At 42.0% G+C, this 26,139-nt stretch carries 24 protein-coding genes and 1 pseudogene; 6 read left to right on the top strand and 19 right to left on the bottom strand.

From position 1 onward, the window contains the following. Window positions 1–84 (bottom strand): annotated as a pseudogene (locus tag ODU34_RS06675) (IS200/IS605 family transposase); the annotation flags it as partial. Window positions 85–303: 219 nt separating this feature from the next. After that, entirely contained in the window at window positions 304–2,190 is a 1,887-nt protein-coding gene (locus ODU34_RS06670; protein WP_105179581.1) for a sucrose-specific PTS transporter subunit IIBC, read from the bottom strand. A 207-nt stretch (window positions 2,191–2,397) separates the two neighbouring features. Here ODU34_RS06670 and ODU34_RS06665 point away from each other — a divergent pair, with 207 nt between their 5' ends. Further along, the gene (locus tag ODU34_RS06665) at window positions 2,398–3,852 is read left to right on the top strand and encodes a sucrose-6-phosphate hydrolase (RefSeq protein WP_105179582.1); all 1,455 of its coding nucleotides are present in this window, start codon (window positions 2,398–2,400) and stop codon (window positions 3,850–3,852) included. Beyond that, window positions 3,833–4,798, top strand: a complete 966-nt coding sequence (locus ODU34_RS06660) for a LacI family DNA-binding transcriptional regulator (RefSeq protein WP_002942449.1) — start codon at window positions 3,833–3,835, stop codon at window positions 4,796–4,798. The genes ODU34_RS06665 and ODU34_RS06660 overlap by 20 nt, the downstream gene beginning before the upstream one ends. 76 nt (window positions 4,799–4,874) lie before the next feature. Here ODU34_RS06660 and nusB read toward each other — a convergent pair whose 3' ends face one another. The 5 genes from nusB to ODU34_RS06635 form a co-directional block, all read right to left on the bottom strand. Then, a complete protein-coding gene (gene nusB / locus ODU34_RS06655; RefSeq protein WP_105139080.1) occupies window positions 4,875–5,294 on the bottom strand; it encodes a transcription antitermination factor NusB in 420 nt (139 codons plus the stop codon). Then, window positions 5,284–5,676, bottom strand: a complete 393-nt coding sequence (locus ODU34_RS06650; RefSeq protein ID WP_002942446.1) for an Asp23/Gls24 family envelope stress response protein — start codon at window positions 5,674–5,676, stop codon at window positions 5,284–5,286. The genes nusB and ODU34_RS06650 overlap by 11 nt, the downstream gene beginning before the upstream one ends. Window positions 5,677–5,703: 27 nt before the next feature. Then, window positions 5,704–6,261 carry an elongation factor P gene (efp, locus tag ODU34_RS06645; RefSeq protein ID WP_105179580.1) on the bottom strand — a complete coding sequence of 186 codons (558 nt, stop codon included), beginning with the start codon at window positions 6,259–6,261 and terminating at the stop codon, window positions 5,704–5,706. A gap of 63 nt (window positions 6,262–6,324) precedes the next feature. Further along, window positions 6,325–7,386, bottom strand: a complete 1,062-nt coding sequence (locus tag ODU34_RS06640) for a Xaa-Pro peptidase family protein (RefSeq protein ID WP_105179579.1) — start codon at window positions 7,384–7,386, stop codon at window positions 6,325–6,327. Window positions 7,387–7,470: 84 nt separating this feature from the next. Beyond that, on the bottom strand, window positions 7,471–8,304 hold the full coding sequence (locus ODU34_RS06635) for a DUF4839 domain-containing protein (RefSeq protein ID WP_105134659.1): 834 nt from the start codon (window positions 8,302–8,304) through the stop codon (window positions 7,471–7,473). 131 nt (window positions 8,305–8,435) lie between these two features. Here ODU34_RS06635 and ODU34_RS06630 point away from each other — a divergent pair, with 131 nt between their 5' ends. Continuing rightward, window positions 8,436–8,609: a YlcI/YnfO family protein gene (locus ODU34_RS06630; RefSeq protein WP_162841172.1), complete on the top strand. Its 174-nt coding sequence runs from the start codon at window positions 8,436–8,438 to the stop codon at window positions 8,607–8,609. 29 nt (window positions 8,610–8,638) lie between these two features. Here ODU34_RS06630 and uvrA read toward each other — a convergent pair whose 3' ends face one another. Beyond that, on the bottom strand, window positions 8,639–11,464 hold the full coding sequence (gene uvrA / locus ODU34_RS06625; protein WP_136647197.1) for an excinuclease ABC subunit UvrA: 2,826 nt from the start codon (window positions 11,462–11,464) through the stop codon (window positions 8,639–8,641). 682 nt (window positions 11,465–12,146) lie between these two features. Here uvrA and ODU34_RS06620 point away from each other — a divergent pair. Both ODU34_RS06620 and ODU34_RS06615 read left to right on the top strand, forming a co-directional pair. Continuing rightward, window positions 12,147–13,091 carry a magnesium transporter CorA family protein gene (locus ODU34_RS06620; protein ID WP_002939248.1) on the top strand — a complete coding sequence of 315 codons (945 nt, stop codon included), beginning with the start codon at window positions 12,147–12,149 and terminating at the stop codon, window positions 13,089–13,091. Between the two features lie 15 nt (window positions 13,092–13,106). Beyond that, a complete protein-coding gene (locus ODU34_RS06615; RefSeq protein ID WP_012027735.1) occupies window positions 13,107–13,763 on the top strand; it encodes a DUF1129 domain-containing protein in 657 nt (218 codons plus the stop codon). Between the two features lie 388 nt (window positions 13,764–14,151). Here ODU34_RS06615 and rpsR read toward each other — a convergent pair whose 3' ends face one another. The 8 genes from rpsR to ODU34_RS06575 all read right to left on the bottom strand — a co-directional run bounded on the left by rpsR (window position 14,152) and on the right by ODU34_RS06575 (window position 22,514). Beyond that, on the bottom strand, window positions 14,152–14,391 hold the full coding sequence (gene rpsR, locus ODU34_RS06610; protein ID WP_002939250.1) for a 30S ribosomal protein S18: 240 nt from the start codon (window positions 14,389–14,391) through the stop codon (window positions 14,152–14,154). Between the two features lie 32 nt (window positions 14,392–14,423). Continuing rightward, window positions 14,424–14,918 carry a single-stranded DNA-binding protein gene (locus ODU34_RS06605; protein WP_002942409.1) on the bottom strand — a complete coding sequence of 165 codons (495 nt, stop codon included), beginning with the start codon at window positions 14,916–14,918 and terminating at the stop codon, window positions 14,424–14,426. An 11-nt stretch (window positions 14,919–14,929) separates the two neighbouring features. Further along, window positions 14,930–15,220, bottom strand: coding sequence for a 30S ribosomal protein S6 (rpsF, locus tag ODU34_RS06600; protein ID WP_002942403.1), 291 nt, complete (start codon window positions 15,218–15,220; stop codon window positions 14,930–14,932). A gap of 171 nt (window positions 15,221–15,391) precedes the next feature. Continuing rightward, a complete protein-coding gene (locus ODU34_RS06595; RefSeq protein WP_105179577.1) occupies window positions 15,392–16,381 on the bottom strand; it encodes a lipoate--protein ligase in 990 nt (329 codons plus the stop codon). Between the two features lie 100 nt (window positions 16,382–16,481). Then, window positions 16,482–18,242, bottom strand: coding sequence for a dihydrolipoyl dehydrogenase (gene lpdA, locus ODU34_RS06590; RefSeq protein WP_105179576.1), 1,761 nt, complete (start codon window positions 18,240–18,242; stop codon window positions 16,482–16,484). A 275-nt stretch (window positions 18,243–18,517) separates the two neighbouring features. After that, window positions 18,518–19,906 carry a dihydrolipoamide acetyltransferase gene (locus ODU34_RS06585; RefSeq protein ID WP_136647199.1) on the bottom strand — a complete coding sequence of 463 codons (1,389 nt, stop codon included), beginning with the start codon at window positions 19,904–19,906 and terminating at the stop codon, window positions 18,518–18,520. Window positions 19,907–20,236: 330 nt separating this feature from the next. Beyond that, window positions 20,237–21,232 carry an alpha-ketoacid dehydrogenase subunit beta gene (locus tag ODU34_RS06580; protein ID WP_014638601.1) on the bottom strand — a complete coding sequence of 332 codons (996 nt, stop codon included), beginning with the start codon at window positions 21,230–21,232 and terminating at the stop codon, window positions 20,237–20,239. Between the two features lie 313 nt (window positions 21,233–21,545). Beyond that, on the bottom strand, window positions 21,546–22,514 hold the full coding sequence (locus tag ODU34_RS06575; RefSeq protein ID WP_013730549.1) for a thiamine pyrophosphate-dependent dehydrogenase E1 component subunit alpha: 969 nt from the start codon (window positions 22,512–22,514) through the stop codon (window positions 21,546–21,548). A gap of 232 nt (window positions 22,515–22,746) precedes the next feature. On the opposite strand from ODU34_RS06575, the gene ODU34_RS06570 reads away from it, so the two are divergent. Then, complete coding sequence (locus ODU34_RS06570; protein WP_024401072.1) at window positions 22,747–23,406, top strand: trimeric intracellular cation channel family protein; 660 nt, start codon at window positions 22,747–22,749, stop codon at window positions 23,404–23,406. 35 nt (window positions 23,407–23,441) lie between these two features. Here ODU34_RS06570 and ODU34_RS06565 read toward each other — a convergent pair whose 3' ends face one another. From ODU34_RS06565 to rbfA, 3 genes are all read right to left on the bottom strand, one after another. After that, on the bottom strand, window positions 23,442–24,596 hold the full coding sequence (locus ODU34_RS06565) for a carbohydrate-binding domain-containing protein (RefSeq protein ID WP_105183868.1): 1,155 nt from the start codon (window positions 24,594–24,596) through the stop codon (window positions 23,442–23,444). Window positions 24,597–24,764: 168 nt separating this feature from the next. Further along, window positions 24,765–25,436 (bottom strand): colicin lysis protein, encoded by a 672-nt coding sequence (locus ODU34_RS06560; protein WP_205014962.1) that lies wholly within the window; start codon window positions 25,434–25,436, stop codon window positions 24,765–24,767. A gap of 280 nt (window positions 25,437–25,716) precedes the next feature. Continuing rightward, window positions 25,717–26,070: a 30S ribosome-binding factor RbfA gene (gene rbfA / locus ODU34_RS06555; protein ID WP_002942382.1), complete on the bottom strand. Its 354-nt coding sequence runs from the start codon at window positions 26,068–26,070 to the stop codon at window positions 25,717–25,719. Window positions 26,071–26,139 lie beyond the last annotated feature (69 nt).

Here is a 26,139-nt window from a genome sequence, read left to right as displayed (position 1 = left end):
TTTTCTACGGTACTTAGGTGTGAAAACTATGTGATATTTGTACATCCATTTGGTATGTGATAAACTGTAACTGGTTTTAGCCATTTCTTTTTCCTCCTTTATCTAACCTGAACAATTAGATTATATCAGGAAAAAGAAATGGAAGCTCAAAGCCTTGTCAGCCACCAGCATAGCTGGTGGTTTTCTTGTTTTTCTCTACGAGAAAAACTGGCTCGAAGCCATAACAGAGGAAAAAGGCTATTCCACCTTTTTCCTACTCCTTGTTCAATAAAATTAAGATTCCTTAAAATCGGATTATGATTCTTATTTAGCTACTTTCAAGAAGTTTGCTCCGTGAGCAATTGTTCCTTCAGCAAGCGTAGAAACTTCAGCAAAATCAGCTGTGTTGGTCACGATGATCATGGTTGTATCATCAAGACCTGCTTCAGCAATTTTCGCAGCATCGAATTTAGCGATTGGAGTACCAGCTTTTACTTTATCACCAGCTGCTACTAATTTTTCAAATCCGTTACCGTTCATTGATACAGTGTCAATACCGATGTGAATTAAAAGTTCAGCACTAGACGCTGTTTTCAATCCGTAAGCATGACCTGTTTCAAAAGCAATTGTTACTTCTGCATCTGCTGGGGCGTAAACAACACCCTCAGAAGGTTTAACAGCCAAACCTTTACCCATAGCTCCTGATGAGAAGACTGGGTCATTAACATTTTCAAGAGCAACAACGTTACCTGAAAGTGGAGATACAAGAGTTTCTTCAGAAAGCAAAGCTGTTGTAGCTTCGTCAGCTAAAGTCGCTGTTTCCTTTGCTACAGCTGATGTTTTACCAGCAACCGGCTCCTCATCTTCATACCCGAAGAGATATGTCAAAGCGAAACCAAGGGCAAACGATACTGCCACCATAAGGATGTATGAAAGAATTTGACCATTGCCTGTATAAAGTGTCAAACCTGGGATAATTGTTACCCCCATACCTGTACCGGCAAGCCCGAGGATTGAGGCAAACGCACCGCCAACAGCACCTGCAACTAAGGACAAGATGAATGGTTTACGGAAACGCAAGTTAACACCGAAGATAGCTGGCTCAGTAATACCGAGAAAAGCAGAAAGAGCTGCTGGGAAAGCAAGAGCCTTCAGCTTAGGATTCTTAGTTTTCACACCAACCGCTACAGTTGCAGCACCTTGTGCTGTCATCGCTGCTGTGATAATTGCATTGAATGGGTTCGCACCAGTTGCTACCAATTGAGCTTCCAAGAAGTTGAAGATATGGTGAACACCGGATACCACGATAACTTGGTGAACACCACCGATAAGGAAACCACCAAGACCGAACGGCAAGTTCAAGATTGCTTGTGTACCAGCCAAGATGTAGTTTTCAACCACGTGGAAGACTGGACCAATAACAAACAAGCCAAGAATAGACATTACAAACAAGGTCACGAATGGCGTTAGCAAGAGGTCAAGAACTTCTGGAACAACCTTGCGAACCGCTTTTTCAAACTTGGCACCAACAATACCAATGATGAAAGCTGGCAAGACTGAACCTTGCAAACCAACAACTGGGATAAAACCGAAGAAAGTAGTTGGTGTTATTTCACCGCCTGAAGCAACTGTCCAAGCATTTGGCAATGATCCTGAAATTAACATCATACCAAGTACGATACCGATAGTTTGGTTACCACCAAATACACGGAAAGTTGACCATACAACCAAGGCTGGCAATACAATAAATGCTGTATCTGTTAGAATTTCAGAATATACTTTTATATCTTCCGGAAGTTCATACCCCATAGACTTAAGTAATCCACGAAGACCCATGAAGAGACCTGTTGCCACAATCGCAGGAATGATTGGAACGAATACATCACCGAAAGTACGGATAGCACGTTGGAAAGCATTACCTTGTTTAGCAGCTTCAGCTTTTTGTTCACCAGTAGTCGCTGTTGGCAAACCAAGGGCAACCACTTCATCGTAGATTTTGTTTACTGTACCAGTACCAAAGATGATTTGGTATTGACCAGAGTTGAAGAAAGCACCTTGTACTTTTTCGATGTCTTCGACTGTATCCTTGTCGATTTTTCCTTCATCAACAACCATAACACGAAGGCGAGTCGCACAGTGGGCAACACTGCGTACGTTCTCACGTCCACCAAGGGCGTCAATGACTTTTTTTGCAATTTCTGTATTATTCATCTTGCAAAAATCTCCTTATTAAATATTTTTTTAATTTTTTGAAAGTGTTTTCAAACTTTCGATGGTTTTATTATATCACTTTTATAAAATATGTCAAACGTTTATCACATTTTGTTTCAATTTTATCAAAAAACATTGTTAAAACTTGATTTTTTGCAAGAAAACGTTTACTATATTAATGAAAAACTAGAAAAATTGGAGAAAATTATGGCATTTGCAACAGAGGAGCGTTACAGAGCTTATGCTGACTGGACACCCGAATATATTGAAAAAATAAAGAAGAATACAGAGAGTTCTCCTTGGAGGACAAACTTCCATATTGAAACACCACATGGACTGTTAAATGATCCAAATGGATTTTCTTATTTTAATGGAAAGTGGACGCTTTTTTACCAATACTTCCCATTCGGTGCTGCGCACGGATTAAAATCTTGGGTCCATACAGAATCAACAGATTTGGTCCATTTTGAAGAAACTGGGACAGTTATGTACCCAGATACACCACTTGATAGCCACGGTGCCTACTCTGGTTCTGCCATGGAATTTGGCGACAAGCTCTTCCTCTTCTATACTGGAAATGTCCGCGATGAAAATTGGGTTCGCCATCCATACCAAATCGGTGCCTTGATGGATAAAGATGGTAAGATTGAAAAGATTGATAAAGTCTTGATTGAGCAACCAGAAGATACCACCGACCATTTCCGTGATCCACAAATTTTCAACTATAAAGGGCAATATTACGCTATCGTCGGTGGACAAAATCTGGATAAAAAGGGAATTGTCAAACTCTACAAGGCTGAAAATAACGACTACCTCAACTGGTCCTATGTTGGTGACCTAGATTTTGCCAATGATATGACCGCTTATATGATGGAATGCCCAAATATTGCGTTCGTCGGTGAGCAACCAATCTTACTTTACTGCCCACAAGGCTTGGACAAAGAGATATTGGACTATGGCAATATCTATCCAAATATGTACAAGATTGGTCAGAGTTTCGATCCTGAAACAGCAAGCATTGTCGAACCGAGCGAATTGATCAATCTGGACTATGGTTTTGAGTGCTATGCAACCCAGGCCTTTAATGCACCAGACGGTCGAACTCTATCTGTTAGCTGGTTGGCACTTCCAGATGTGGAATACCCAACCGATGCTTATGACTACCAAGGCTGTCTGTCATTGGTTAAAGAATTAACCATCAAGGACGGTAAGCTCTACCAATATCCAGTCGATGCGATTACCAGTCTTCGTAAAGAAGCTCAGCCATTTTCAGCCCAAAAAGAAACCAATAATGTTTACGAATTGGAACTTGATTTTTCAGCGGGCACGAAGCATGAAATCGTATTGTTCGCAAATGAAGAAGAAAAAGGTTTGGTCTTGTCTGTAGACACTGAACAAGGCCAGATTACATTAGACCGTGGCAACTGTGGTCAGCCATTCGCACTCGATTTCGGTACAAGTCGCTCTTGCGAGATTTCTCCAGGAGCTCTTACAGCCAATATCTTCATCGACAAATCTGTCTTTGAAATCTTTATCAATAAAGGAGAGAAAGTATTTTCTGGTCGTATCTTCCCTGATGCGGATCAGTCTGGTATCGTCATTACGACTGGTAATCCGACCGGAACCTACTACCATTTAGATTATGGTCGCAAAACTAACTGATGTCGCACAGTTAGCTGGGGTCAGCCCAACAACTGTCTCGCGCGTTATCAATAAAAAAGGATACCTATCTGAAAAAACCATTCGCAATGTCGAAGAGGCTATGCGTGAACTAGGCTACAAACCTAATAATTTAGCTCGTAGTTTGCAAGGTAAATCTGCAAAATTAGTTGGTCTCATCTTCCCAACAATAAACAATATTTTTTATTCTGAATTGATTAGCCATTTAGAAAAAGAGCTTTTTGATCGAGGCTATAAAACCATTATTTGCAATAGCCAGCATGAGTCCGATAAGGAACGTGAGTATCTAGAAATGTTGGCAGCTAACCAAGTAGATGGGATTATCTCGGGCAGTCACAATCTCGGTATCCAAGACTACGACCGTGTCGTAGCTCCAATTATCGCTTTTGACCGCAACCTCTCTCCTTCCATTCCCATTGTCTCTTCCGATAATTTTGCTGGCGGGGTATTAGCTGCCCAAACCTTACAAAAAGCAGGATGTCACAATCCATTAATGATTACCGGAAACGATGATTCCAATTCACCTACCGGCCTTCGCCAAGTAGGTTTCACATCTATTTTGAACAAAGCCGAAGTTTTTCATATCTCCAGTGATTTCTCACCTGTGCGCAAGGAGATGGAAATCCGAGCCATTCTTGAAAAGCAAAAACCAGATGGTATCTTTGTATCTGGAGATGCAACGGCTATGCTGGTATGGAACGTCATTCGTTCATTGAAACTGTCTATTCCAGAAGATATTAAATTGATTGGTTATGATGGAACAAGTTTCATCGAAAACTACTATCCTCAACTGACAACCATCAAGCAACCATTAACCGAAATAGCTCGCCTGCTGGTTGAACTATTAGTTGATAAAATCGAAGGAAAAAAACTGACAAAAACAGACTATATCCTGCCGATTAGCCTACTAGCAGGAGCTAGTATATAAAAAAACTGTGCCTAATAAATTAGGTACAGCTTTTTTGTGATACATTCTTTTGTTTCTCAAGTAAAAAAGAAGCTCATCAGGCTTCTTCTTTAATAAACTGGCTCAAAACTCCATTGACAAACTTAGCTGAAGATTCATCAGAAAATTCTTTAGCCAATTCAATAGCCTCGTTAACAGCAACACGGGCTGGCGTTTCTTCGAAATGTAAGATTTCAAATAGGCCTAGTCGCATGATATTCTTGTCAATCAAGGTTAAACGGTCTAAGGTCCATCCTGCTTTTAATCGGCTAGATAACTCCTTATCCAAGTCATCACGATAGTCTGCTACACCATTGACAAGGTTAAGGAGAAAGAGCGGAATTTCAACTCCTTCTTGCTCTTCCTCTCTATCATAAAGATAAGAAAACTGAGCTGCCTGAACAGGTTCTTGACCAAATTCAAGTGATACGATTGCCTGCAAAGCGCACTTACGCAGGGCATGTCTGTTATTCTTCATCAAGGAAATCCTCTCCGAATAAATCTTTCAATGCTGGTTTTGGTGTTTTATCAGGAACAATGCCGCTGACATGGATATTAACCGCAGCCACTTGAACTTCTGCATAGTTGTAAACTGCTGTCTTGACTGCACGCTGAATGTCCATTGATACGGCAGGAACATTTACACCATATTCTAGATAGACGTAAATATCCGCAGTCACTCGACCTTCCTCGTCAGTTTCAAGATAAACACCTTTATTTAACGATGTTTTTGACCAACTGTCTGCTACACGCTTATTTTGAAGGGAATGTACTCCATCAACTTTCGCTGCAGCAATGCCTGTAATTACTTCAAGGACGCGAGGTGCGATAACAATCTCGCCTTGATATTCTGTTGTCATAGGCTCTCCTTTCTTAAGAGGAAACGATTAAGCACGTGATACGTAAGTTCCTTCAGCTGTGTTGATAATGAGTTTTTGACCTGCTTCGATAAAGTCTGGTACGTTGACGACAAGACCTGTTTCCATCGTAGCTGGTTTACCTGAACCTGTAACAGTCGCACCTTTGATAGATGGTTGTGTTTCTGCAACGACCAATTCAACAGTTGTTGGTACAGTAACACCGATCACTTCTGTTCCGTAGAACTGGATCTTCACATCGGAATTCTCCAAGATATAGAGCAATTCTTCTTTGATAGTCGCTACTGGAATTTCATACTGATCGTAAGTCTCAGTATTCATGAAATAAGCTGTGTCATCCATTTGGTAAAGGTACTGTGCTGGAACTGTTTCGATAATAGCTTGTTCAAATTTTTCATCTGGACGGTAAGTTGTATCGAAGGTTGAACCTGTACGTACATCACGCAATTTCATACGCATGATGGTGTTTCCTTTACCTGGTTTGTGGTGGCTTGCATCCAAAACTTTAATCAATTTACCTTCAGCTTCGAAGGTCATACCTGCTCTAAGTTTACTTGCTTCAATCATTGTATTGAATACCTCTTCAAATTTTATTTATTCGTTTTATTCTACCACAAACTGTCAAATTTCTCAAATGACAATCAATTCCTTGGGAGCTAATGTCAAGACTTCACAACCGTTTTCCGTAATCAATAGGTCATCTTCGATACGGACACCATATTTGTCATCCAAATAGATACCAGGCTCATCCGTCAAGACCATACCTGCCTTGATAGTCTCGTCAGATTTTCCAAAATACGGATACTCATGAATATCTAAACCGATACCGTGACCGATGCCATGTGTAAAGTTGGCTCCGTACCCCGCCGCATTGATAATCTCACGAGGAATAGCGTCAAACTCGCGGTAGGTGACTCCTTCCTTGGCCTGCTCAATTAAAGCCTTATTGGCACGCAAGACCACATCATAAATCTCACGCTCTTGATCTGTCACATGACCGATATGGATGGTCCGTGTCATATCGCTGACATAATGCTGGTAATAGCAACCAAAATCCAGCGTCAAGGTCTCACCAGTTTGGATAACCTTTTCAGACGCTCTTCCATGAGGCATAGCAGAGCGGTAGCCAGATGCCACGATGAACTCAAATGATGCCCCTTCTGCACCGAGTTGACGCATGCGGTGGTCAAGGAAATGATTGACGTCCATCTCAGTCGTCTGACCTGGTTTGATAAAGTCAAGAACATCAATAAAAGCCTGGTCCGAAATTTGACATGCACGGCGAATGGTCGCAATTTCTTTCTCATCCTTAATCATGCGCAAGTCTTCGATAAAGTTTGACATAGCAACTAGTTGATAACCCTCAAAAATATTGGTCAGACTTTGATAGAAACCGTAGGTCACCTCGCTATCAAAACCAATGGTTTCAAGCCCATCTTCCTTAATCACCTTTGCAATCTCTTCAAGGGCAAAACGGCTCTCAATAATATCAAAACCTTTTACTGATGCCTTGGCTATCAAGGTATAACGCGAATCAGTCACAAACAAGCGACGCTTGCCACTGATGAAGACTGTCGCCTCTGTTCCCCAAAAACCAGTTAGGTAGTAAATATTGTTTTGACCAGTCACCAAGATTCCATCAACAGTTGATTGAGCTAATTTTGCTTCGAATTTTTCAAGTCTTTTTTGCATCCTATTCCTCCAATGATTTTTTAACTATTATAGCAGAAAATATTAGATAAGAAAAACTACTGCCTACAGACAGTAGCCTCATAATTAGCGTGAACGAAGCTCAACAGGTTCTAAGTAAATTAATTGACCTTTTTTCGCTGCATTAATAATCCGAGCTTTAATGTGTAAATTTGTCCCTGTAGAAACTGTATCAGTTTCATCTACAAACTTCAATTCATGGAAAGCAAGATTCTCAAACGCCATTATTCCTACATAATTCCCTTCTTCCCAATCACCCACATTGAGCAGAAAATCAAACCTGGTCTTATAGTTTTCATGAGAATGCATGTAAGCAACATGTCCATCAAATTCTACAATTTGTCCTTTATATTTTTCAACAAACTCTTGAGTTTTTGCCTCGTCAAAATTATTTAAAATATAGGCAAACTCTGGATTATCTGGGGTGATTACCTGTGTTTGTTGCTCTGTCTGACTAGAGCTAGTTTCAGTACTTACTTCTTGCTCAGAACTAGAAGATGAACTTTTTAAGCTTGAACTACTCTCTTCACTACTACTTTCTTTACTTTCCTCAGAATTATTATAGTCTTTAAAAGTATGATAGTGAATCGTAATAGAGACATCTTTTTCAAACAAGTCGCCCTTTGAAAAACTTTCGTTACCATTTACAGTAATCTTTTCAATCTCTCCATCTTTAGTAAAAATTCCAAAGGTCAAATCTTCGATTTTCTGTGTTGATACATTTTCAAAGCCGGCATCCTCTAATTGTTTTTGAACGGACTGGTAGTCTGCTTCTTCAGGACTTGAACCCACTGGAATTGCAATTTTATTTGTATCTGTTGTTTCGCTAGTTCCTCCACATGCTACCAAACTAATGCTTGCAAAAAAGACTATACATAAAAACAAGAATTTCTTAAACATATGTGCTCCTTTATTTATTGTTAGATATATTTTACTACACACTATTTATTTTTGCAATACATTTAGTAATACAATTTGCAATATTTCATATTGATTTATTTCGCTATACACTTGTTACAAGGAGCAAATAAATGGCATTTAAATTAAAATCAGATAAAAAAGAAACAGAAATCAAAACCATTCGATTTCCGTCAGAGTTGGTAGATAGAATCGAGGAAGCAATCGTAAGAAAGGATGTAAGCTTCTCCAGTTTTGTCATTCAGGCCTGTGACTATGCCTTGAATAATATGGATAAAGAGCAGTAAAAAAGAGCCGACGGCTCTTTTTTACTTGCTTATTTCAACTTCATTTTCAGATACTGACCCGTAAAGCTGGCTGGATTTTGAGCAACTTCTTCTGGTGTTCCTGTCGCGACAACAGTACCGCCACCGACACCGCCTTCCGGTCCCATGTCGATAATGTGGTCTGCTGTCTTAATGACATCCAGATTGTGCTCGATGACAAGGACAGTGTTGCCGTCATCGACAAATCGGGCCAAGACCTTGAGCAACTGGGCAATGTCCTCAGTATGCAGGCCAGTCGTTGGCTCATCCAAGATATAGAGGGACTTACCAGTTGACCGCTTGTGGAGTTCAGAAGCCAATTTCATCCGCTGGGCCTCCCCACCTGACAGGGTTGTCGCAGGTTGTCCCAAAGTCACATAGCCCAAGCCCACATCTTGAATGGTGCGGAGCTTGCGTTCGATTTTTGGAATGTGTTTGAAGAACTCGACCGCATCATTGACCGTCATATCAAGGACCTGAGCGATATTTTTCTCCTTGTAGTGTACTTCCAAGGTTTCAGAATTGTAGCGGTGCCCATGACAGACTTCACAAGGCACAAAGACATCTGGCAGGAAGTGCATTTCGATCTTGATAATCCCGTCACCCGAACAGGCTTCACAACGACCACCTTTGACGTTAAAGGAGAAACGCCCCTTCTTGTAGCCACGGATTTTCGCTTCATTGGTCTGGGCAAAGAGGTCACGAATATCGTCAAAGACACCTGTATAGGTAGCTGGGTTGGAACGCGGTGTCCGTCCAATCGGACTTTGGTCAATATCAATCAGGCGATCCAAATGTTCAATTCCAGAAATGGACTTGAACTTGCCTGGCTTGTCCGAATTGCGATTAAGTTTCTGGGCGATAGCTTTTTTCAAAATAGAGTTGACCAGAGTTGACTTACCAGAGCCAGACACCCCTGTCACCGCCACAAATTTTCCGAGTGGGAAACGGACCGTCACATCCTGCAGGTTGTTTTCCTTGGCACCTGTTACCTCCAGGAAACGACCATTTCCGACACGGCGTTCTAGAGGCACTGGAATTTCTCGTTTGCCAGACAGGTACTGGCCTGTGATTGATTTCTTGTTTTTGGCTACTTGGGCAGGCGTTCCAGAAGCAACGATTTCTCCACCGAAGACACCTGCACCTGGACCGATATCAATCAACCAGTCCGCCTCCCGCATGGTGTCCTCATCGTGCTCCACCACAATCAAGGTATTTCCCAAATCTCGCATCTTTTTCAGACTGGCAATGAGGCGGTCATTGTCCCGCTGGTGCAAACCAATCGATGGCTCATCCAGAATATAGAGAACACCAGACAGGTTGGAGCCAATCTGGGTTGCCAGACGGATCCGCTGACTCTCCCCACCCGAAAGCGTACCTGCTGCTCGTGAAAGAGTCAGATAGTTGAGACCAACGTTATTAAGGAAGGACAGGCGGTCCTTGATTTCCTTGACAATCGGTGTCGCAATGGTTGCTTCATTTTCAGACAAGGTCAGATTTTCAATGACTTCCAGATGATCTGCTACGGACAAGTCAGACAACTGCCCGATATGAAGTCCTTGCTCGCCACCAACTTTAACAGAAAGAGCTTGGTCATTGAGGCGATAGCCGTGGCAGGTCCCACAGGTCAATTCATTCATATAGGCCTTCATGACAGTCCGCGTGTAATCACTATTGGTTTCACGGTAGCGGCGGTTAATGTTAGTAATCAAGCCTTCAAATGGAATGTCAATATCACGCACTCCACCGAACTCATTTTCATAATGGAAATGGAATTCTTTTCCGTCAGAACCATTGAAAATCAGGTTCTTCTCCTCTTCTGTCAATTCCTCGAAAGGCTTGTCCATGTCCACACCAAAATGGTTCATAGCTTGCTCCAGCATCTGAGGATAATAGTTGGAAGAGATTGGATTCCAAGGAGCCAAAGCACCCTCACGCAAGGTCTTGCTGGCATCTGGGACAATCAAATCTGTATCCACTTCTAGCTTCATGCCCAAACCGTCACAGTCGCTACAAGACCCAAAAGGAGCATTGAATGAGAAAAGACGAGGCTCCAACTCAGGCACCGTAAAGCCACAAACTGGACAGGCATAGTACTCAGAGAAAAGCAGTTCCTTCTCATCCATAGTATCGATGATGACATAGCCGTCCGCAATCCGCAGAGCCGCCTCAATGGAGTCAAAAAGTCGCGAACGAATGCCTTCTTTGATGACAATCCGATCGACCACGACCTCAATGTTGTGAGCCTTACTCTTGGACAATTCAGGCACTTCCGACACATCATAGACATCACCATTGACCCGGACCCGAACATAGCCATCCTTCTGCACTTTCTCAAAAATGGTCTTGTGCTGCCCCTTTTTCTTTCGCACAATAGGGGCTAAAATCTGCAAACGCTGGCGTTCAGGCAATTCCAAGACCTCATCAACGATTTGTTCCACCGAAGAAGCCGCAATTGCACCATGACCATTGATACAGTAAGGTACCCCGACCCGAGCATAAAGCAGGCGGAGATAGTCATTGATTTCCGTTGCCGTTCCAACCGTCGAACGCGGGTTACGCGAGGTTGTTTTTTGGTCTATGGAAATAGCAGGGCTGAGACCCTCTATGGAATCCACATCGGGCTTGTCCATGTTGCCCAAGAACTGACGAGCATAGGCAGACAAAGACTCTACATAACGGCGTTGACCTTCGGCATACAAGGTATCAAAAGCCAAACTCGACTTACCAGACCCCGACAAACCAGTCACCACCACCAACTTCTCACGCGGAATGGTCACATCAATATTTTTTAAATTATGGGCACGCGCCCCATGAATCACAATATTTTCTTGCATAACATGATATAAGTGCGTTAAGAAAGCGAGAAGAAAATAGGAAAATGTGACGTCACTTCGTGACAAAACATTTTGTCTTTTTCTCGACGCTTTTAGCACGCATTCAAATCCTTTCTAAAGATACAAAGGGCGTTGTAACAGTCTGGGAGACTGTTACGATCGGGAAATAGGGAAAACGCAGTTTTCCTCATTACACCAACATCATTAGCCCGTGTTCAATTCCTTTCTAACATAAGTGCGTTCACAAGATAACTGGTGACGGTCGATTAACTCCGCGACACCAGACGAAACTGCCTATGGCAATTTCTATATCTTGTATTGGCTCGATTTTCAAAAAATATCGTTTTGAAAATCTCACGTTAAGAAAACTATACAAAAATAGGAAATCTGCAAAGTGTGCCAAACACACAAGAAGATTTGCACTTTACAGCATCCACATCCGTAATCAGCTGAAGCTGAAACGACTGCGTATCTTTTTTGCTAGGCTTTTAGCACGCATTCAATTCCTTTCTTAAGAGGCTCTAAGCTATGGTATACGGAATAAGGAAAAGTCCGTACAACTTATTCGCTTAAATGTCTACATATTATAACACATTTCTATATAAAACCTTTCCGAAACTGCACATTTTTTGGTATAATAGAGGTTGCGTTAACGCAACAAAGATAAAAGGAGGGCAAAGATATGAAACAAATTTTTCTATCAACCATGACTGATTTAGAAGAAATCCAAACCTTTGAACCAGGGGCTTGGATTAATTTGGTCAACCCCTCCCAGAGCGAGTCTATGGAAGTGGCTGAGCACTATAAAATTGACATCGCTGACCTGCGAGCACCGCTCGATGCGGAAGAATCCTCTCGTATCACTGTCGAAGATGACTATACGCTCATCCTGGTCGACGTCCCAATTCTTGAAGAACGAAACAACAAGACATATTATATTACTATTCCTTTGGGAATTATTCTAACAGATGATGCGATTATCACGACTTGTTTGGAACCGTTGCCACTGTTTGAGCAGTTTATCCATCGTCGTCTACGAAATTTCTTCACTTTCATGAAGTCTCGTTTCGTTTTCCAAATTCTCTACCGCAATGCTCAACTCTACTTGTCAGCCCTACGGACCATTGACAGAAAGAGCGAAGAGATTGAGAAGCAACTCCATGAGGCTACTCGAAATGAAGAATTAATTGTACTCATGGAATTGGAAAAAACCATCGTCTACTTCAAGGCTTCCCTCAAAACCAATGAGCGTTTGGTCAAAAAACTTGCTAGTTCCTCACGTCTACTCCGTAAGTATGAAGAGGATGAGGATTTGCTTGAAGATACCTTGGTCGAAACCCAACAGGCCATTGAGATGGCAGACATCTATGGTTCCATCCTGAACTCTATGACCCATGCCTTTGCTTCTATCATTTCTAACAACCAGAATACCATCATGAAAACCTTGGCATTAGTGACAATCGTTCTCTCTATCCCAACCATGGTCTTCTCTGCATACGGTATGAACTTTAAGGACAACATCATTCCTTTTAACGATATTCCCTATGCTTTTTGGTGGATTATCCTCTTCGCATTTGCAATCAGCCTATCACTCACCTTCTACTTCATCCGTAAGAGATGGTTTTAACCTAAGGAGATTAACATGTCATTTACAGAAATCAACGGATTAACAAAAAAGAACCAAGAATTTATCCATATTGCGACCAACCAACTGATTAAAGATGGAAAGTCTGATAGCGAAATCAAAGAACTCTTGGAAGAAATTTTACCAACTATCATTGAAAAGCAAAAAACTGGCGTGACTGCCCGTAATCTCTATGGAGCACCAAGTGAGTGGGCTGCTAGTAAGACAATTTCTGAACAGGAAAAGAAAGACCAAGTGGAATACAATGAAAATCCATGGTTGATGTGGCTAGATTCTAGTCTTTTCATGCTTGCAATTATTGCTGGTATCAATGGTTTGATGAATCTTTTTGGCCAAGGTGCACAGTATGGGCTATTGACCTTATTTGTCATCGGTTTCGGTGTTGGTGCAGGGATGTACTTGATGTACCATTTCGTTTATAGAGAACAAATTAAAACTGGGCAACGTCCTAAATTGCTGAAAGCTATCGCTTTTCTCGGACTTGCTACGCTGGCTTGGTCAGTCGTTTTCATTCTAGCAGCACTGATTCCAGCCGCATTTAATCCAGTTCTCCCTCCGCTTGTTACTATTCTTATCGGAGCTGCTGCTTTCGGTGCACGCTACCTCTTGAAAAAGAAATATAACATTCGCAATGCCATGTCCCCAGTTCAATAATAAAACAAAGCGATTGGAATATTCCAGTCGCTTTTGTTTATCTATACAGTCCAGCTATCAAATCACCCGAGAACTTTATCCGCTATCACTTATCTATGTACTCTGCTAAAATAGTCTATCCCCAGACCGTGCCTCGCTTTCTAACTTCTTGGCTCGGGTTGAAACAGTCCATTCAAGAACTTAATTCATTTTCTTAATTTCGAGCTCATGAAAAATGAACCATTCTGTTATTGCACTTTTCGCATTTCTAGAGCGCAAGAAAAAATCGCCACACAGGGCGATTGCGCCTTTCCAGTTTCTAGGGCACAAGCTAAAAAGACCCGTCAGGGTCTCAATTCGCCTTCTAATTTCCGAGCTCATGAAAAAACAACCCGTCGGGGTTGTTTTTTTAATCTTCGTTTACGAATGGTAAAAGAGCCATAACGCGAGCACGTTTGATAGCTGTTGTTACTTTACGTTGGTTTTTAGCTGAAGTTCCAGTTACACGGCGTGGAAGGATTTTTCCACGTTCAGAAATGAAACGGCTAAGAAGCTCAGTATCTTTGTAATCAACATATTCAATTTTGTTAGCTGCGATATAGTCAACTTTTTTACGGCGTTTGAAACCGCCACGACGTTGTTGAGCCATGTGTGTTCTCCTTTATATTATTAATTTTTGACCTAGAATGGTAGGTCATCGTCTGATATGTCCATTGGATTGCTTGCTCCAAATGGACTTTCTTCTCGAGCGAAGTTTGGTGTAGATTGTGCAGGTGCTTGATAAGGTGAGTTATAGTCATTTCCTCCAGCAAACGAGTTGCCAGCTGAATAGCCTCCACCTTGACCTTCACGGGCAGTACGGCTTTCCAAGAGTTGGAAACTTTCTGCAACTACCTCAGTAACGTAGACACGTTGCCCTTGCTGATTGTCATAGCTACGAGTCTGGATACGACCTGTAACACCAATCAGAGCACCTTTCTTAGCCCAATTCGCCAAATTCTCAGCTTGTTGACGCCAAATGACTACGTTGATAAAGTCCGCTTCACGCTCACCGTTTTGATTTTTAAAATTGCGGTTAACCGCCAAAGTAAAAGTCGCAACAGCTTGATTAGACGGAGTATAACGAAGTTCTGCATCACGGGTCATACGACCAACCAATACTACATTATTAATCATACAACACCTTCTTACGCGTCAAGTTTGACAATCATGTGACGAAGAATGTCGCCGTTGATTTTTGACAAACGGTCAAACTCTTTAAGAGCTTCATCGTTGTTAGCTTCAACGTTAACGATGTGGTACAAACCTTCGCGGAAATCTTTGATTTCGTATGCAAGGCGACGTTTTTCCCATGCTTTTGATTCAACGATAGTTGCACCGTTGTCAGTCAAGATAGAGTCAAAGCGTGCTACCAAAGCGTTTTTAGCTTCTTCTTCAATGTTTGGACGAATAATATAAAGAATTTCGTATTTAGCCATTGATATGTTCCTCCTTTTGGTCTAATGACTCATGGTCTAGCCACGAGTAAGTGAGGGATACTCACAGAAAATAATTATACCATAATATAGAAAATGTGCAAGCGAAAACAGTTTTCCGAAAACATTTTCACAAAAAATAAAGACTGCCCAAACAAAGGGCAGCCCTATGGATTAAGCTACAATCGCTTTTGCTACTTCTTCTGTTGTCATGCGTGAGAAATAGTGTGTTGTGTCGATTTCTTGGAGTTTCGCTAGGACATCTGCGTATTCGTAGCGAGTGCCTACCAGCAAATCTTCAATATCTGATACATCACCGATACCGAAGAAGTCTCCGTAAATCTTGATGGATTCGATGACGGATTTTTCAGCCTTGATGTAGGTTGTGATTTTACCAGCTGGATAACGAACGCTACGCTCAACCGTGTATTCTGGTGTTTGACCGTAGGTCCAATCCCATGTCGCAAACTGGGTATCACGGATTTCTTGGATACGGGCCAAGTCATCTTCTGACAAGACATACTCGTCCATATCTGGATATTCTAGCTTCATCTGGTTGAGGATAGCATCTTTGAAGTCCAAGACCGTCATCTTCTCTGGCAGTTCGTTGTTGATGTTGGTCACACGGGCACGGACTGACTTGACTCCCTTAGACTCAATCTTGTCCTTGCTGACCTTGAGGGCGCTTGCGAGGACTGACATATCCACATCAAAGAGCAAGCAACCGTGGTGCATCATGCGACCTTTAGCATAGGCTTGGGCATTACCACAGATTTTCTTGCCGTCAATTTCCAGGTCATTACGGCCGGTGAAATTCGCCTCAACACCTAGTGTCGCAAGGGTATCAATCACAGGCTTGGAGAAGGTTTTGAAATCAAAAGCTCCCTCGTCTGCCTTGTTAGAGATAATGGTGTAGTTAAGGTTGTTGAGGTCATGATAGACAGCGCCACCACCTGACAGACGGCGAACAACATGGATGCCCTTTTCGTCTGTGAATTCCTTGTTGATTTCTTCAATAGCATTCTGATGCTTACCGATAATGATGGCAGGCTCATTGATCCAGAGAATAAAAATTTCGTCAATATCTGTTAATTCCTTGAAGGCATAGGCTTCGAGGGCAATATTATAGGCTGGGTCATTGCTGTTGTTTACGATGTATTTCATGCAAAACTCCTTTATTGTTAACTAATTTTTATTATAGTGGAAACGATAACAAAAGACAAGTCCGAAGACCTGTCTCTCTACTGTATTTTAGAGGCTCTTATTATTTACGTTTTGGTGGATTGTGGATCGCAACACCAAGCACATCAAGGAAGGCTTCGTACATCACTTCTGAGAAGGTTGGGTGACCGTGGATAGATGCTGCCACGTCGTCAACTGTCAATTCAGATTCCATGATGGTTGCTGCTTCGTTGATCATTTCAGCTGCAACTGGACCGATGATGTGGACACCAAGGATTTCATGGTATTTCTTATCAGCGATAACTTTTACGAAACCGTGTGCTTCGTTAGAAGCGATTGCACGACCGTTACCAGTGAAGCTGTTGCGACCGATAAGGATGTTTTCTTTACCGTATTTCTCGATTGCTTGGTCTTCAGTCAAACCAACCATAGCGATTTCTGGGTGTGTGTACACCGCTGCTGGTGTGAAGTCCAATTTAGCTTTGTGGTGGTTACCGTGGATCGCATTTTCAGCTGCCACTTCACCCATACGGTAAGCAGCGTGTGCCAACATCTTAGTACCGTTGACATCACCTGGTGCGTAGATGCCTGGGATAGAAGTTTCTTGGTATGCATTAACCTTGATACGACCGCGATCCAACTCAAGGTTAAGATTTTCAAGACCAGCCAATTGTGGTACACGTCCGATTGAAAGAAGGGCTTTTTCAGAAACGATTTCTGAACCGTCGTTCAATTTGATTGTCAATTGGTTGTTAGCTTCAACGATTTCAGATACACCAACGGATGTCAAGAATTTCATACCTTTCTTAGAAAGGACTTTTTGCAATTCAACAGACACTTCGCGGTCCATACCTGGAATGATACGGTCAGCCATTTCAACAACGGTTACTTCTGTTCCGTATGATGCGTAAACCAGACCAAGTTCCACACCGACTACGCCACCACCCATAACAGTGAGTGACTTAGGAATTTCACGCAAATCAAGAATATCATCAGAAGTCAATACCAACTTAGAATCAATACCTGGGATGTTGATACGTGATACTTTAGAACCTGTTGCAAGAATGATGCTACGACCTTTGATAACCTTGTCGCCAATAACAACAGTCTTATCAGGATTTACTTGACCAAGACCGTTGAAGATAGTCACTTTATTAGCTTTCAAGAGACCTTGAACGCCACCAGTCAATGTCTTCACAACCTTGTTCTTGAAGTCAACTGTCTTGTCCATATCAACGGTGTAGTTAGTTGAAGCAAGGTTGATACCGCGCTCAGCTGCGATCTTCAAGCCGTCAAGGATTTCAGCGTTTTTAAGGTAGGTCTTAGTTGGGATACAACCCTTGTTCAAGCAAGTACCACCAAATTCTGATTTCTCAACGATAGCGATTTTACCGCCCAATTGAGCACCACGAATAGCAGCGTAGTAACCAGCAGGACCACCACCGACAACAACCATGTCGTACTCGTCAGCTGCCAATTCAGCCTTAGGAGCTTGTGGAGCTGTTGCAGGAGCTGCAGGTACTTCCAAACCAGCTGCTTTCAAGTCGGCAGTTGCTTGAGCAACTTCAGCTGGAGCAGGTGCAGCACCCACTTCAACAGTTTCACCTTCTGCACCAAGGTAAGCAATGACTTCTGTTACAGGAACAGTTGCACCGTTACCATGAACGATTTTCAAAAGAACACCTGATTCTTCCGCTTCCAATTCCATGCTTGTCTTGTCTGACATCATCTCCAAGATAACATCACCCTCGTTGACAAAATCACCCTCTTGTTTTTTCCACTCGATGATTTCGCCTTCTTGCATATCGACACCAAGTTTCGGCATAATAATTTCAATTGCCATGTTTAAGATACCAAGAGCGAAGAGAAAGCGACTGAAAAATTAGGAAATCGTAGAAAATCCTGATTTTCTAAACGATTTATCTATTTTTCCGAGCTTTCCGCTCGGGTTCAATTGCTAAAACTCTCTCGCTCTTATTCCCTTTCTTTATTTTTTCTCTTTACCAAATTGAGCACAGGCTAAAAACCTATTGAAAAAGATAAATCGCCTCGTGCCTCAAGGCACATCGTTGATTTCCTATTTTCATACGGTTTTCTTAACGCCTTTTGCATCTTATCTCAGATCAACAATTCCAATGGGTTTTCCAGCAAGTTCTTCAAGTCAACCATGAACTTAGCACCATTCATACCATCAATGATACGGTGGTCGATGGTCAAGCAGAGTGCCATGATTGGACGGATTTTGATTTCGCCGTCGATAACAACTGGTGTTTGAACAGTTGATGCTACACCAAGGATTGCTGAGTTTGGTTGGTTGATGATTGGGTTAAAGGTTTTAGTACCAAACATACCCAAGTTGGTGATAGAGAAGGTCGAACCTGACATTTCAGCCCCCTTCAACTTACCAGATTGAGCCTTCTTGATGACATCTTTCGAAGCCACCACAAAGTCAGATAAGCTCATCTTATCTGCGCCGTGAACAACTGGCACCACCAAGCCATCATCTAGACCTACTGCGATACCAAGGTTGACGAACTTGTGTAATTCGATTTCTTGTGCATCGTTAATCAAAGATGCGTTCATGTAGCGGTGTTCTTCTTTCATCAAAGTACGAACAACCGCAAGACCGATCAAATCTGTAAAGGTTACTTTCAAACCAGTCTTATTCATGATTGGCTCAAGGACTTGCTTACGAAGTGCCATGAGGTTGGTCATGTCAATATCGTAGTTAAGTGTAAATGTCGGAGCAGTCAAGTAAGAGTTGACCATACCTTTTGAAATCGCCTTACGCATTGGGCTCATCTTGATGATTTCAACGCCTTCTGGCAATTCTTTAGCTGGTTTTTCTTCTGCTTTTGGTGCTGGAGCAGCAGTTTCTACAGCTGCAGGAGCAAGTACTGCAAGAACGTCGTTCTTGACAATCTTACCATTGACACCTGAACCAGTAAGAGTTGACAAGTCAACACCTTGATCTGCTGCAATACGGGCTGCAAGCGGTGTTGCTTTTGGAGCTGCTCCCTTAAAGTCTTCAACGTCAACCTTGTGGACACGACCGTTAGCACCTGTTCCTGGAACCAGACCCAAGTCAATTCCAAGCTCACGCGCCAATTTACGTGCTGCTGGAGTCGCACGAACCTTGCCACCACCTTGTGGTTTGGCAGCAGTTGCAGGAGCAACAATCACTGGTGTACGACCTGCAGGTACTTCTTCAATAGCCGCTGCTGGTTCAACAGCAGGTGCAGCTGAAGCGCCGGCTTCAACCGTCTCACCTTCAGCACCGATGTAGGCAATAACTTCTGTTACAGGAACGGTAGCACCGTTTCCGTGAACAATTTTCAATAGGACGCCTGACTCTTCTGCTTCCAGCTCCATGCTGGTCTTGTCAGACATCATTTCCAAGATGACGTCGCCTTCGTTGACAAAATCGCCCTCTTGTTTTTTCCACTCGATGATTTCACCTTCTTGCATGTCCACACCGAGCTTAGGCATAATGATTTCAATAGCCATTATTAAGATACCAAGTCCGAACAGAAAACGATTGAAAAATAGAAAATCCTCATTTTCGTAGCGATTTATCTTTTTTCCAAGTCTTCCGGACGGGTTCAATTCCTTTCTTTCAGTTTCTTACCTTGTCAAGAACCAAACCAGACTTCGATGATCGAAGTGGCTTAATTCTTTTCCAAGCATTCTTAGTCATGCTAGAACACTTTATTTCTAGCATATTAGGGTTATCATCTTTCCGATTGCTTTTCTGACAAGTCAATTTTGTGCAGGCATAACTGACCTTAGGCAAGCCAAATCAACATAGCCAGAAAAGATAAGCGGATGACGATAAGATTAACCCTTGTTTACTTGCTTGTAGATTGCCGCTTTGATTTTCTCTACGTTTGGCAATACTGCGTTTTCAAGAATGTTTGCGTAAGGAACTGGTACATCGTCTGAAGCGATACGGATGATTGGTGCATCCAAGTAGTCAAAGGCTTCGCTTTCTGTGATGATTGATGCGATTTCACCGATGAAACCACCTGTTTTGTAAGCATCGTTAACCAAGATAACCTTACCAGTTTTCTTCACAGATTCGATGATCAATTCTTTATCCAATGGGATAAGGGTACGTGGGTCAACCACTTCTACGCTGATGCCTTCTGCAGCTACTTCTTCAGCCGCTTTCAAGGCACGTTCCAACATACGACCGTATGAAATAATAGTTACATCCGTACCTTCACGTTTGATTTCACCCTTACCAAGTGGGATGTAGAAATCTGGGTCCAAGTTAACTTCTTCTTTTTTACCGTAAAGTGCTTTTGGCTCCAAGAAGATAACTGGGTTGTTGTCAAGGATAGATGATTTCAAGAGACCTTTTGCATCGTTAGCTGTACCAGGTGCAACAACTTTGATACCTGGGATGTGAGTCAACCAAGCTTCAAGAGATTGTGAGTGCTGTGCCGCTGAACCGATACCTGAACCAGATGCCACACGGAAGGTTACAGGTGTTTTCAAGCCACCACCAAACATGTAGTTGGTTTTAGCCGCTTGGTTAACAATCGCATCAAGGGCGATGGTTACGAAGTCCATGAAGGTCAAGTCAACGATTGGACGAAGACCTGTTTGAGCTGCACCAACCGCAGAACCAGCGATTGCTGCCTCAGAGATAGGCGTGTCGCGAACGCGTTTTGGACCAAATTCGTCCAACATACCAACAGATGTACCGAAGTCACCACCGTAGATACCTACGTCTTCACCCATCAAGAATACTTTTTCATCCTTACGCATTTCTTCGCTTTGAGCCAAGTTAATCGCTTCACGCAAGGCCATTACTTTTGTTTCAGCCATTTTTTACTCCTAATTTATATCAATTTATCTTTACTGTACTAAGGAAGATCAAACAATTACCACAATGTAATTGTCTATAGTCCCTGCTTAAGACACCTCAGTTTGACTTTCCCTTAAACTCTGACGTTACTTACGACACGGAGACTATTCAGCCGATATTGCTGAATAGGCGAAGTTAGCTTCAAACATTTGGGAAATGTTTGAAGGTCTTCCCGATAGGGAGAACTTTGTTCTCCTCCTGTAAGCAGGTAGTCCACCTTGGTGAGCTACCCTAGTTTGACTTGCTCTTTAGAGCTTAGTCAAACTTCTTACGTTAGTCTACGAAAACATCTTCGTAAGCTACTGAGATGTCTGGATCTGGGCTTTCTTGTGCGAATTTCACAGATGCTTCTACTTGTTCTGCAACTTGTGCTTCGATGGCATCCAATTCTTCGTCAGTCGCAATCTTGTTTTCTGTCAAGTATTTGCGGTATTTCTTAAGTGGGTCTTTTGCTTTCCACTCGTTGACTTCTTCTTTTGTACGGTACACACCTGCATCGGCAGTTGAGTGACCAAACCAGCGGTATGACTCAACCTCAACCATGGCAGGACCATTTCCTGCACGAACGTACTCGATAACTTCTTGCATTTTTTCATAAACAGCAATAACGTCGTTACCATCCTCAACATAATGACCTGGAATACCGTATGCTGCTGCACGTTGGTAGAGATGAGGAATCTTAGTTGAGTAAGAAATATCTGTTGAGATACCGTAACGGTTGTTTGTAATGAAGAAGATAACTGGCAAGTTCCAAACTGCCGCCAAGTTCATTGATTCATGGAAGGAACCTTCGTTAGTAGCTGAATCACCTGAGAAGGCAATAACAATGTTATCTGTACCAAGGTATTGTTGCGTAAGGGCTGCACCAACTGCAAGGGCATAACCACCACCTACGATACCGTTTGAACCAAAGTTTCCTTTTTCAACGTTTGCCAAGTGCATAGAACCACCACGACCTTTTGATGTACCAGTTGCCTTACCAGCAAGCTCAGCCATCATGCCATTGATGTCAATACCTTTTGCAATAACGTGACCGTGACCACGGTGATGTGAGAAGATGATGTCCTCATCTGTCAATCCAGCAATAGGTCCAACAGCTGCAGCTTCTTCACCGACTGAGAAGTGAGTCATACCTTGTACGAAACCGCGACGCACTAATTTATTTAATTTCATATCAACATCACGGATTTGTTGCATTTTCAAGAACATGTCCAAATGTTGTTCTTTTGTGATAGATACCATAATTTCCTCCAAAGTTTTTTCTCTTTCTGTACTATGATAGACCAATATTTCACAAATGGCAAGTAATTGAACCGTTTTCTTTTTACAGAAATTTTCGTGAAAACATTGATTTAGTGCGTTTTTTCACAAATTCCAAAAAGGTTTATTTTCCTTGTTTGAAACTTTTTTCACAAACTTTAAAATGAGCTTGCACGCCGTCTTTCTTTCTGTTAATATAGGTACGGAGGTTCTTATGGAATTCGATTTATTTCTTATGATTTGTAACTACGTAGGCACTATCGCATTTGCTGTTTCGGGGGCCGTAAAAGGATTTAAGAAAAAGTTAGATATTTTTGGAATTAGCTTGCTCGGCATCATTACCGCCGTTGGTGGGGGAATTATTCGAGATACGATGGCCAATCGCATTCCTACTGCTCTGACCGATCCTACAGCCATCTATTTATCTCTCGGAGTAGCGATTAGCATGTACTTGATTGTTATCAATCTAAAGCAGGACAAACCACTTGATAAGAAGATGATTCATTTCCTTTCCCAGACAAACCTTATCTTTGATGCAATCGGTCTAGCCATCTTCGCCCTCATTGGAGCCAGTACTGGCATCTCTCTCCAGCTAAACGCTCTAACCAGTGGTATTCTGGCAGCTTTGACAGGTGTCGGAGGCGGAATCGCCCGTGATTTACTCGTCAATGAAACACCTATTGTTCTTAAAGAAGATGTCTATGCTGTCCTTGCATTTTTCTCAGGAGTCCTCTATCATCTTTGCGTTGTAAATTGGAAATTACCACAAATTCCAACCTTCATCACCATTTTTACCATTTCTTTAGTCATTCGATTATTGGTAATTAAATACAAAATCAATCTTCCCAATATGGAAAGCAAACGAAAGGTCTGAGTTCGTCAACTCAGACCTTTTTGTATTATTATTGATTACCAGCCACCGTGACCACCTGCACCTGGTCCTGTTGCTGTGATTTGAGTAATCTGCTCACCGTTAACTGTCACAGTACCTCCTGTCAATTCAGCAGTTCCATCGAAGTCAAAAGCAGATTGAGCTGTTACATCAATTGTCCCACCGGAGATATAAATGTCTCCATTAGCATCAAAGGCATCCGTATCTCCACTACCTACAGCCACTTTCAAGTCACCGCCAGTTACCTTGATAAAGATATCTGATGACGTTGTACTTGCCGCATTAATAGCATCATCTGAACCGTAAACATCTAATGTACCACCATTAATCGTGATGTTAGTACCTTCCAGTGCCTCAGCAGATTCTGATACTGTAATGGTACCTCCGTCAATTGTCAAAGCCGTCTCCGCTTTAATACCATCATCACCTGCTTTTACAGTAATTTCACCACCTGTGATTGTTGTGTATCCTTTAGTTGTATCTGTATCATTTGTTGACTTGATACCATCTCCACCTGCTGTTACATTGATTGTACCACCATTGATTGTCAATGAATCCTTACCACGGATACCATCATCTACTGCAGTGACGGTAATGTTTCCTGAATTCACGACAAGGTCGTCCGTCGATACAATACCATCTTGGAAGTTCCCCTCAACTGTCAAGCTACCATTACCAGTGATGGTCAAATCTGCTTCAACATGGATAGCCCCCTCAATATTGGTGTCTGTATGATTGCTGCTATCTTTCACTGTATTCGTCGTACCATCTTTGATTTCCAGTTCAACATTATCAGCATTAATAACATTGATTGCTGCAGTATCTGAACTTGAAATCTCAGCACCTGCTAGAATGATGCGAACATTGGCATCTGTTTCAACCGTTACACCAGCTGTTGTTGAACCAGTCAAAATATAGGTTCCTCCCTCAGTAATTTTCAAGCCATCATTTGAAAGCGTCACTTCTGTCGTTGGAAGGGCTGACCAGTCAATAGATGACGAGCTCGAATCTGATGAAGTGCTATTATTTGAAGTTGTCGCTACACTTGTCTGACTAGTTGCTGCTGAGCTTGAAGTCGTCGTTGAACTTGAAGTAGATGAACATGCTGCTAAGACACCTAGACTCATAAGAGTAACACCAGAGTAAAGTAATTTTTTAAGATTTGTTTTCATAATAAAGATTCCTTTTCTTTCTTTAGGAAGTCGTATCCCTTCCTGATATGCTCCTAGTTTACCTTTCCTTCCTAAAAGAAAGATTAAAGATTGCCAAAAGAAAACTTAAAGTTCTTAGGAACTACAAAAGGCCGGGAAACCCAGCCTAGGAATAATCATTGATAAAATCTATAACTTAACCCAATTCAAGCTTTTCAACTCAAGCAAGGGAGAAGTTTCAGGATTGGTATCTGATTCAGAAATGCGTTTTAAACCTGGAATCATCGCATTGTATTGATAAATGCGAAAAACACCATCTCCTTCAAATAAGTATGTTCCATCCTGTAAAGGACGAAGTAGGGCGTCCGGTCCAATTTCAAATCCAAGATTGCGGAAATTATCCACCAAACGTAGACTCTCATCGGCAAGCTGAGTATAGAGATCAATTAAGACATATTCTCCCGACTTGTCCAAAGCTAGAAGTAGCTCCTCTGTACCATCATGGTTGACATCATACAAACTATAAAATATTCCACTGTATTCTTGCCCCTGGCTAGTTAATAAGCTCAGATAGCTACTGACCTCATCCTGATTGATTGCCTCAGCAGGCTGCCCCATATTCGCTTGATAACGATCAATAACTGATTGGTATACCTCACTTAGTTCAGGAGTGGTCACTGAGGATGCTTGCGTCTCGGAGCTAGATGCTATCGTTGACGCTTGCTGCAAACTAGAACTATCTGAAACTTGGCTTGAAGCACTAGAACTAGAACTCTCACCACCTTTTACCTGATTAGACTGACAAGCACCTAATAGTACAACCGTGGACACTAACATCAGTTTACTAATAAATGTTTTCATAACTTCCTCCTGTGCTCTATCTTTGGTCTTATACTCTTCGAAAACCAAAATTATCCGTTGTCAAGAGCCTTGATGAGTGAAAAGCTCCAGTGGAGGTTTTCAGCCTGTTACCTTGAAATAAGATAGTAACAGAGTTCTATCTTCGACTTCGTTTCCTAGGCTACTTTTGATTCTCATTGAGTATTAGTATAACATCTTTCCGAGGGCTTGTAAACGCCACCATATATGGACAAAGCATCCGAGCCAGAAAAAGCCGAATGTTTCCATCCGACTTTTGTTGTTAATCTTTCTGATCAAGAGCACGCAACATTTGATCAATTTTATTACCGTACTCAATTGATTGGTCTTTTTCAAAGACCAAATCCGGAATTTTATAAAGAGTTAACTTACGACCAAGTTCTCTCTTAATGGTTCCCGTCGCTTTTTCAAGACCCGTTTGTGCTTTTTGATTATCGGATGCCAAATTACTCATGATTGTGTAGTAAACCTTGGCCATTGACAAATCGCCGACCATCTGAACATCTGTAATAGTCACTCCCTGCACACGTGGATCACGAACTTTCTTTTGCAAAATCTCATTGACTTCGCGCTTGATTTCCATCCCGACACGGTCTGTACGAAAATGATTCGCCATATTCTTTCCTTTCTTAGATGATAGAAAAGCTGAGTTTCCCCAGCTTGAATAATCCAAGTAGATTAAAAA

The organism is Streptococcus sp. 2018WUSS126 (assembly GCF_044427425.1).
GTDB lineage: Bacteria > Bacillota > Bacilli > Lactobacillales > Streptococcaceae > Streptococcus > Streptococcus hashimotonensis.
The sequence above is the reverse complement of the archived record's forward strand: the minus strand, read 5'-3'. Positions and strand labels throughout refer to the sequence as shown.

Bases quoted from the DNA above. Each gene is read 5' to 3' on its own strand.
- rpsR (WP_002939250.1), bottom strand. From the start codon at position 14,391: ATGGCTCAACAACGTCGTGGCGGTTTCAAACGCCGTAAAAAAGTTGAC.
- ODU34_RS06635 (WP_105134659.1), bottom strand. From the start codon at position 8,304: ATGTTTAAGAAATTCTTGTTTTTATGTATAGTCTTTTTTGCAAGCATT.
- rbfA (WP_002942382.1), bottom strand. From the start codon at position 26,070: ATGGCGAATCATTTTCGTACAGACCGTGTCGGGATGGAAATCAAGCGC.
- lpdA (WP_105179576.1), bottom strand. From the start codon at position 18,242: ATGGCAATTGAAATTATTATGCCGAAACTTGGTGTCGATATGCAAGAA.
- uvrA (WP_136647197.1), bottom strand. From the start codon at position 11,464: ATGCAAGAAAATATTGTGATTCATGGGGCGCGTGCCCATAATTTAAAA.
- ODU34_RS06585 (WP_136647199.1), bottom strand. From the start codon at position 19,906: ATGGCTATTGAAATCATTATGCCTAAGCTCGGTGTGGACATGCAAGAA.
- ODU34_RS06670 (WP_105179581.1), bottom strand. From the start codon at position 2,190: ATGAATAATACAGAAATTGCAAAAAAAGTCATTGACGCCCTTGGTGGA.
- ODU34_RS06595 (WP_105179577.1), bottom strand. From the start codon at position 16,381: ATGAAATACATCGTAAACAACAGCAATGACCCAGCCTATAATATTGCC.
- ODU34_RS06660 (WP_002942449.1), top strand. From the start codon at position 3,833: ATGGTCGCAAAACTAACTGATGTCGCACAGTTAGCTGGGGTCAGCCCA.
- ODU34_RS06565 (WP_105183868.1), bottom strand. From the start codon at position 24,596: ATGAAAACAAATCTTAAAAAATTACTTTACTCTGGTGTTACTCTTATG.
- ODU34_RS06570 (WP_024401072.1), top strand. From the start codon at position 22,747: ATGGAATTCGATTTATTTCTTATGATTTGTAACTACGTAGGCACTATC.
- ODU34_RS06650 (WP_002942446.1), bottom strand. From the start codon at position 5,676: ATGACAACAGAATATCAAGGCGAGATTGTTATCGCACCTCGCGTCCTT.
- ODU34_RS06620 (WP_002939248.1), top strand. From the start codon at position 12,147: ATGAAACAAATTTTTCTATCAACCATGACTGATTTAGAAGAAATCCAA.
- ODU34_RS06560 (WP_205014962.1), bottom strand. From the start codon at position 25,436: ATGAAAACATTTATTAGTAAACTGATGTTAGTGTCCACGGTTGTACTA.
- ODU34_RS06630 (WP_162841172.1), top strand. From the start codon at position 8,436: ATGGCATTTAAATTAAAATCAGATAAAAAAGAAACAGAAATCAAAACC.
- efp (WP_105179580.1), bottom strand. From the start codon at position 6,261: ATGATTGAAGCAAGTAAACTTAGAGCAGGTATGACCTTCGAAGCTGAA.
- ODU34_RS06575 (WP_013730549.1), bottom strand. From the start codon at position 22,514: ATGGTATCTATCACAAAAGAACAACATTTGGACATGTTCTTGAAAATG.
- ODU34_RS06665 (WP_105179582.1), top strand. From the start codon at position 2,398: ATGGCATTTGCAACAGAGGAGCGTTACAGAGCTTATGCTGACTGGACA.
- ODU34_RS06615 (WP_012027735.1), top strand. From the start codon at position 13,107: ATGTCATTTACAGAAATCAACGGATTAACAAAAAAGAACCAAGAATTT.
- ODU34_RS06605 (WP_002942409.1), bottom strand. From the start codon at position 14,918: ATGATTAATAATGTAGTATTGGTTGGTCGTATGACCCGTGATGCAGAA.
- nusB (WP_105139080.1), bottom strand. From the start codon at position 5,294: ATGAAGAATAACAGACATGCCCTGCGTAAGTGCGCTTTGCAGGCAATC.
- ODU34_RS06640 (WP_105179579.1), bottom strand. From the start codon at position 7,386: ATGCAAAAAAGACTTGAAAAATTCGAAGCAAAATTAGCTCAATCAACT.
- rpsF (WP_002942403.1), bottom strand. From the start codon at position 15,220: ATGGCTAAATACGAAATTCTTTATATTATTCGTCCAAACATTGAAGAA.
- ODU34_RS06580 (WP_014638601.1), bottom strand. From the start codon at position 21,232: ATGGCTGAAACAAAAGTAATGGCCTTGCGTGAAGCGATTAACTTGGCT.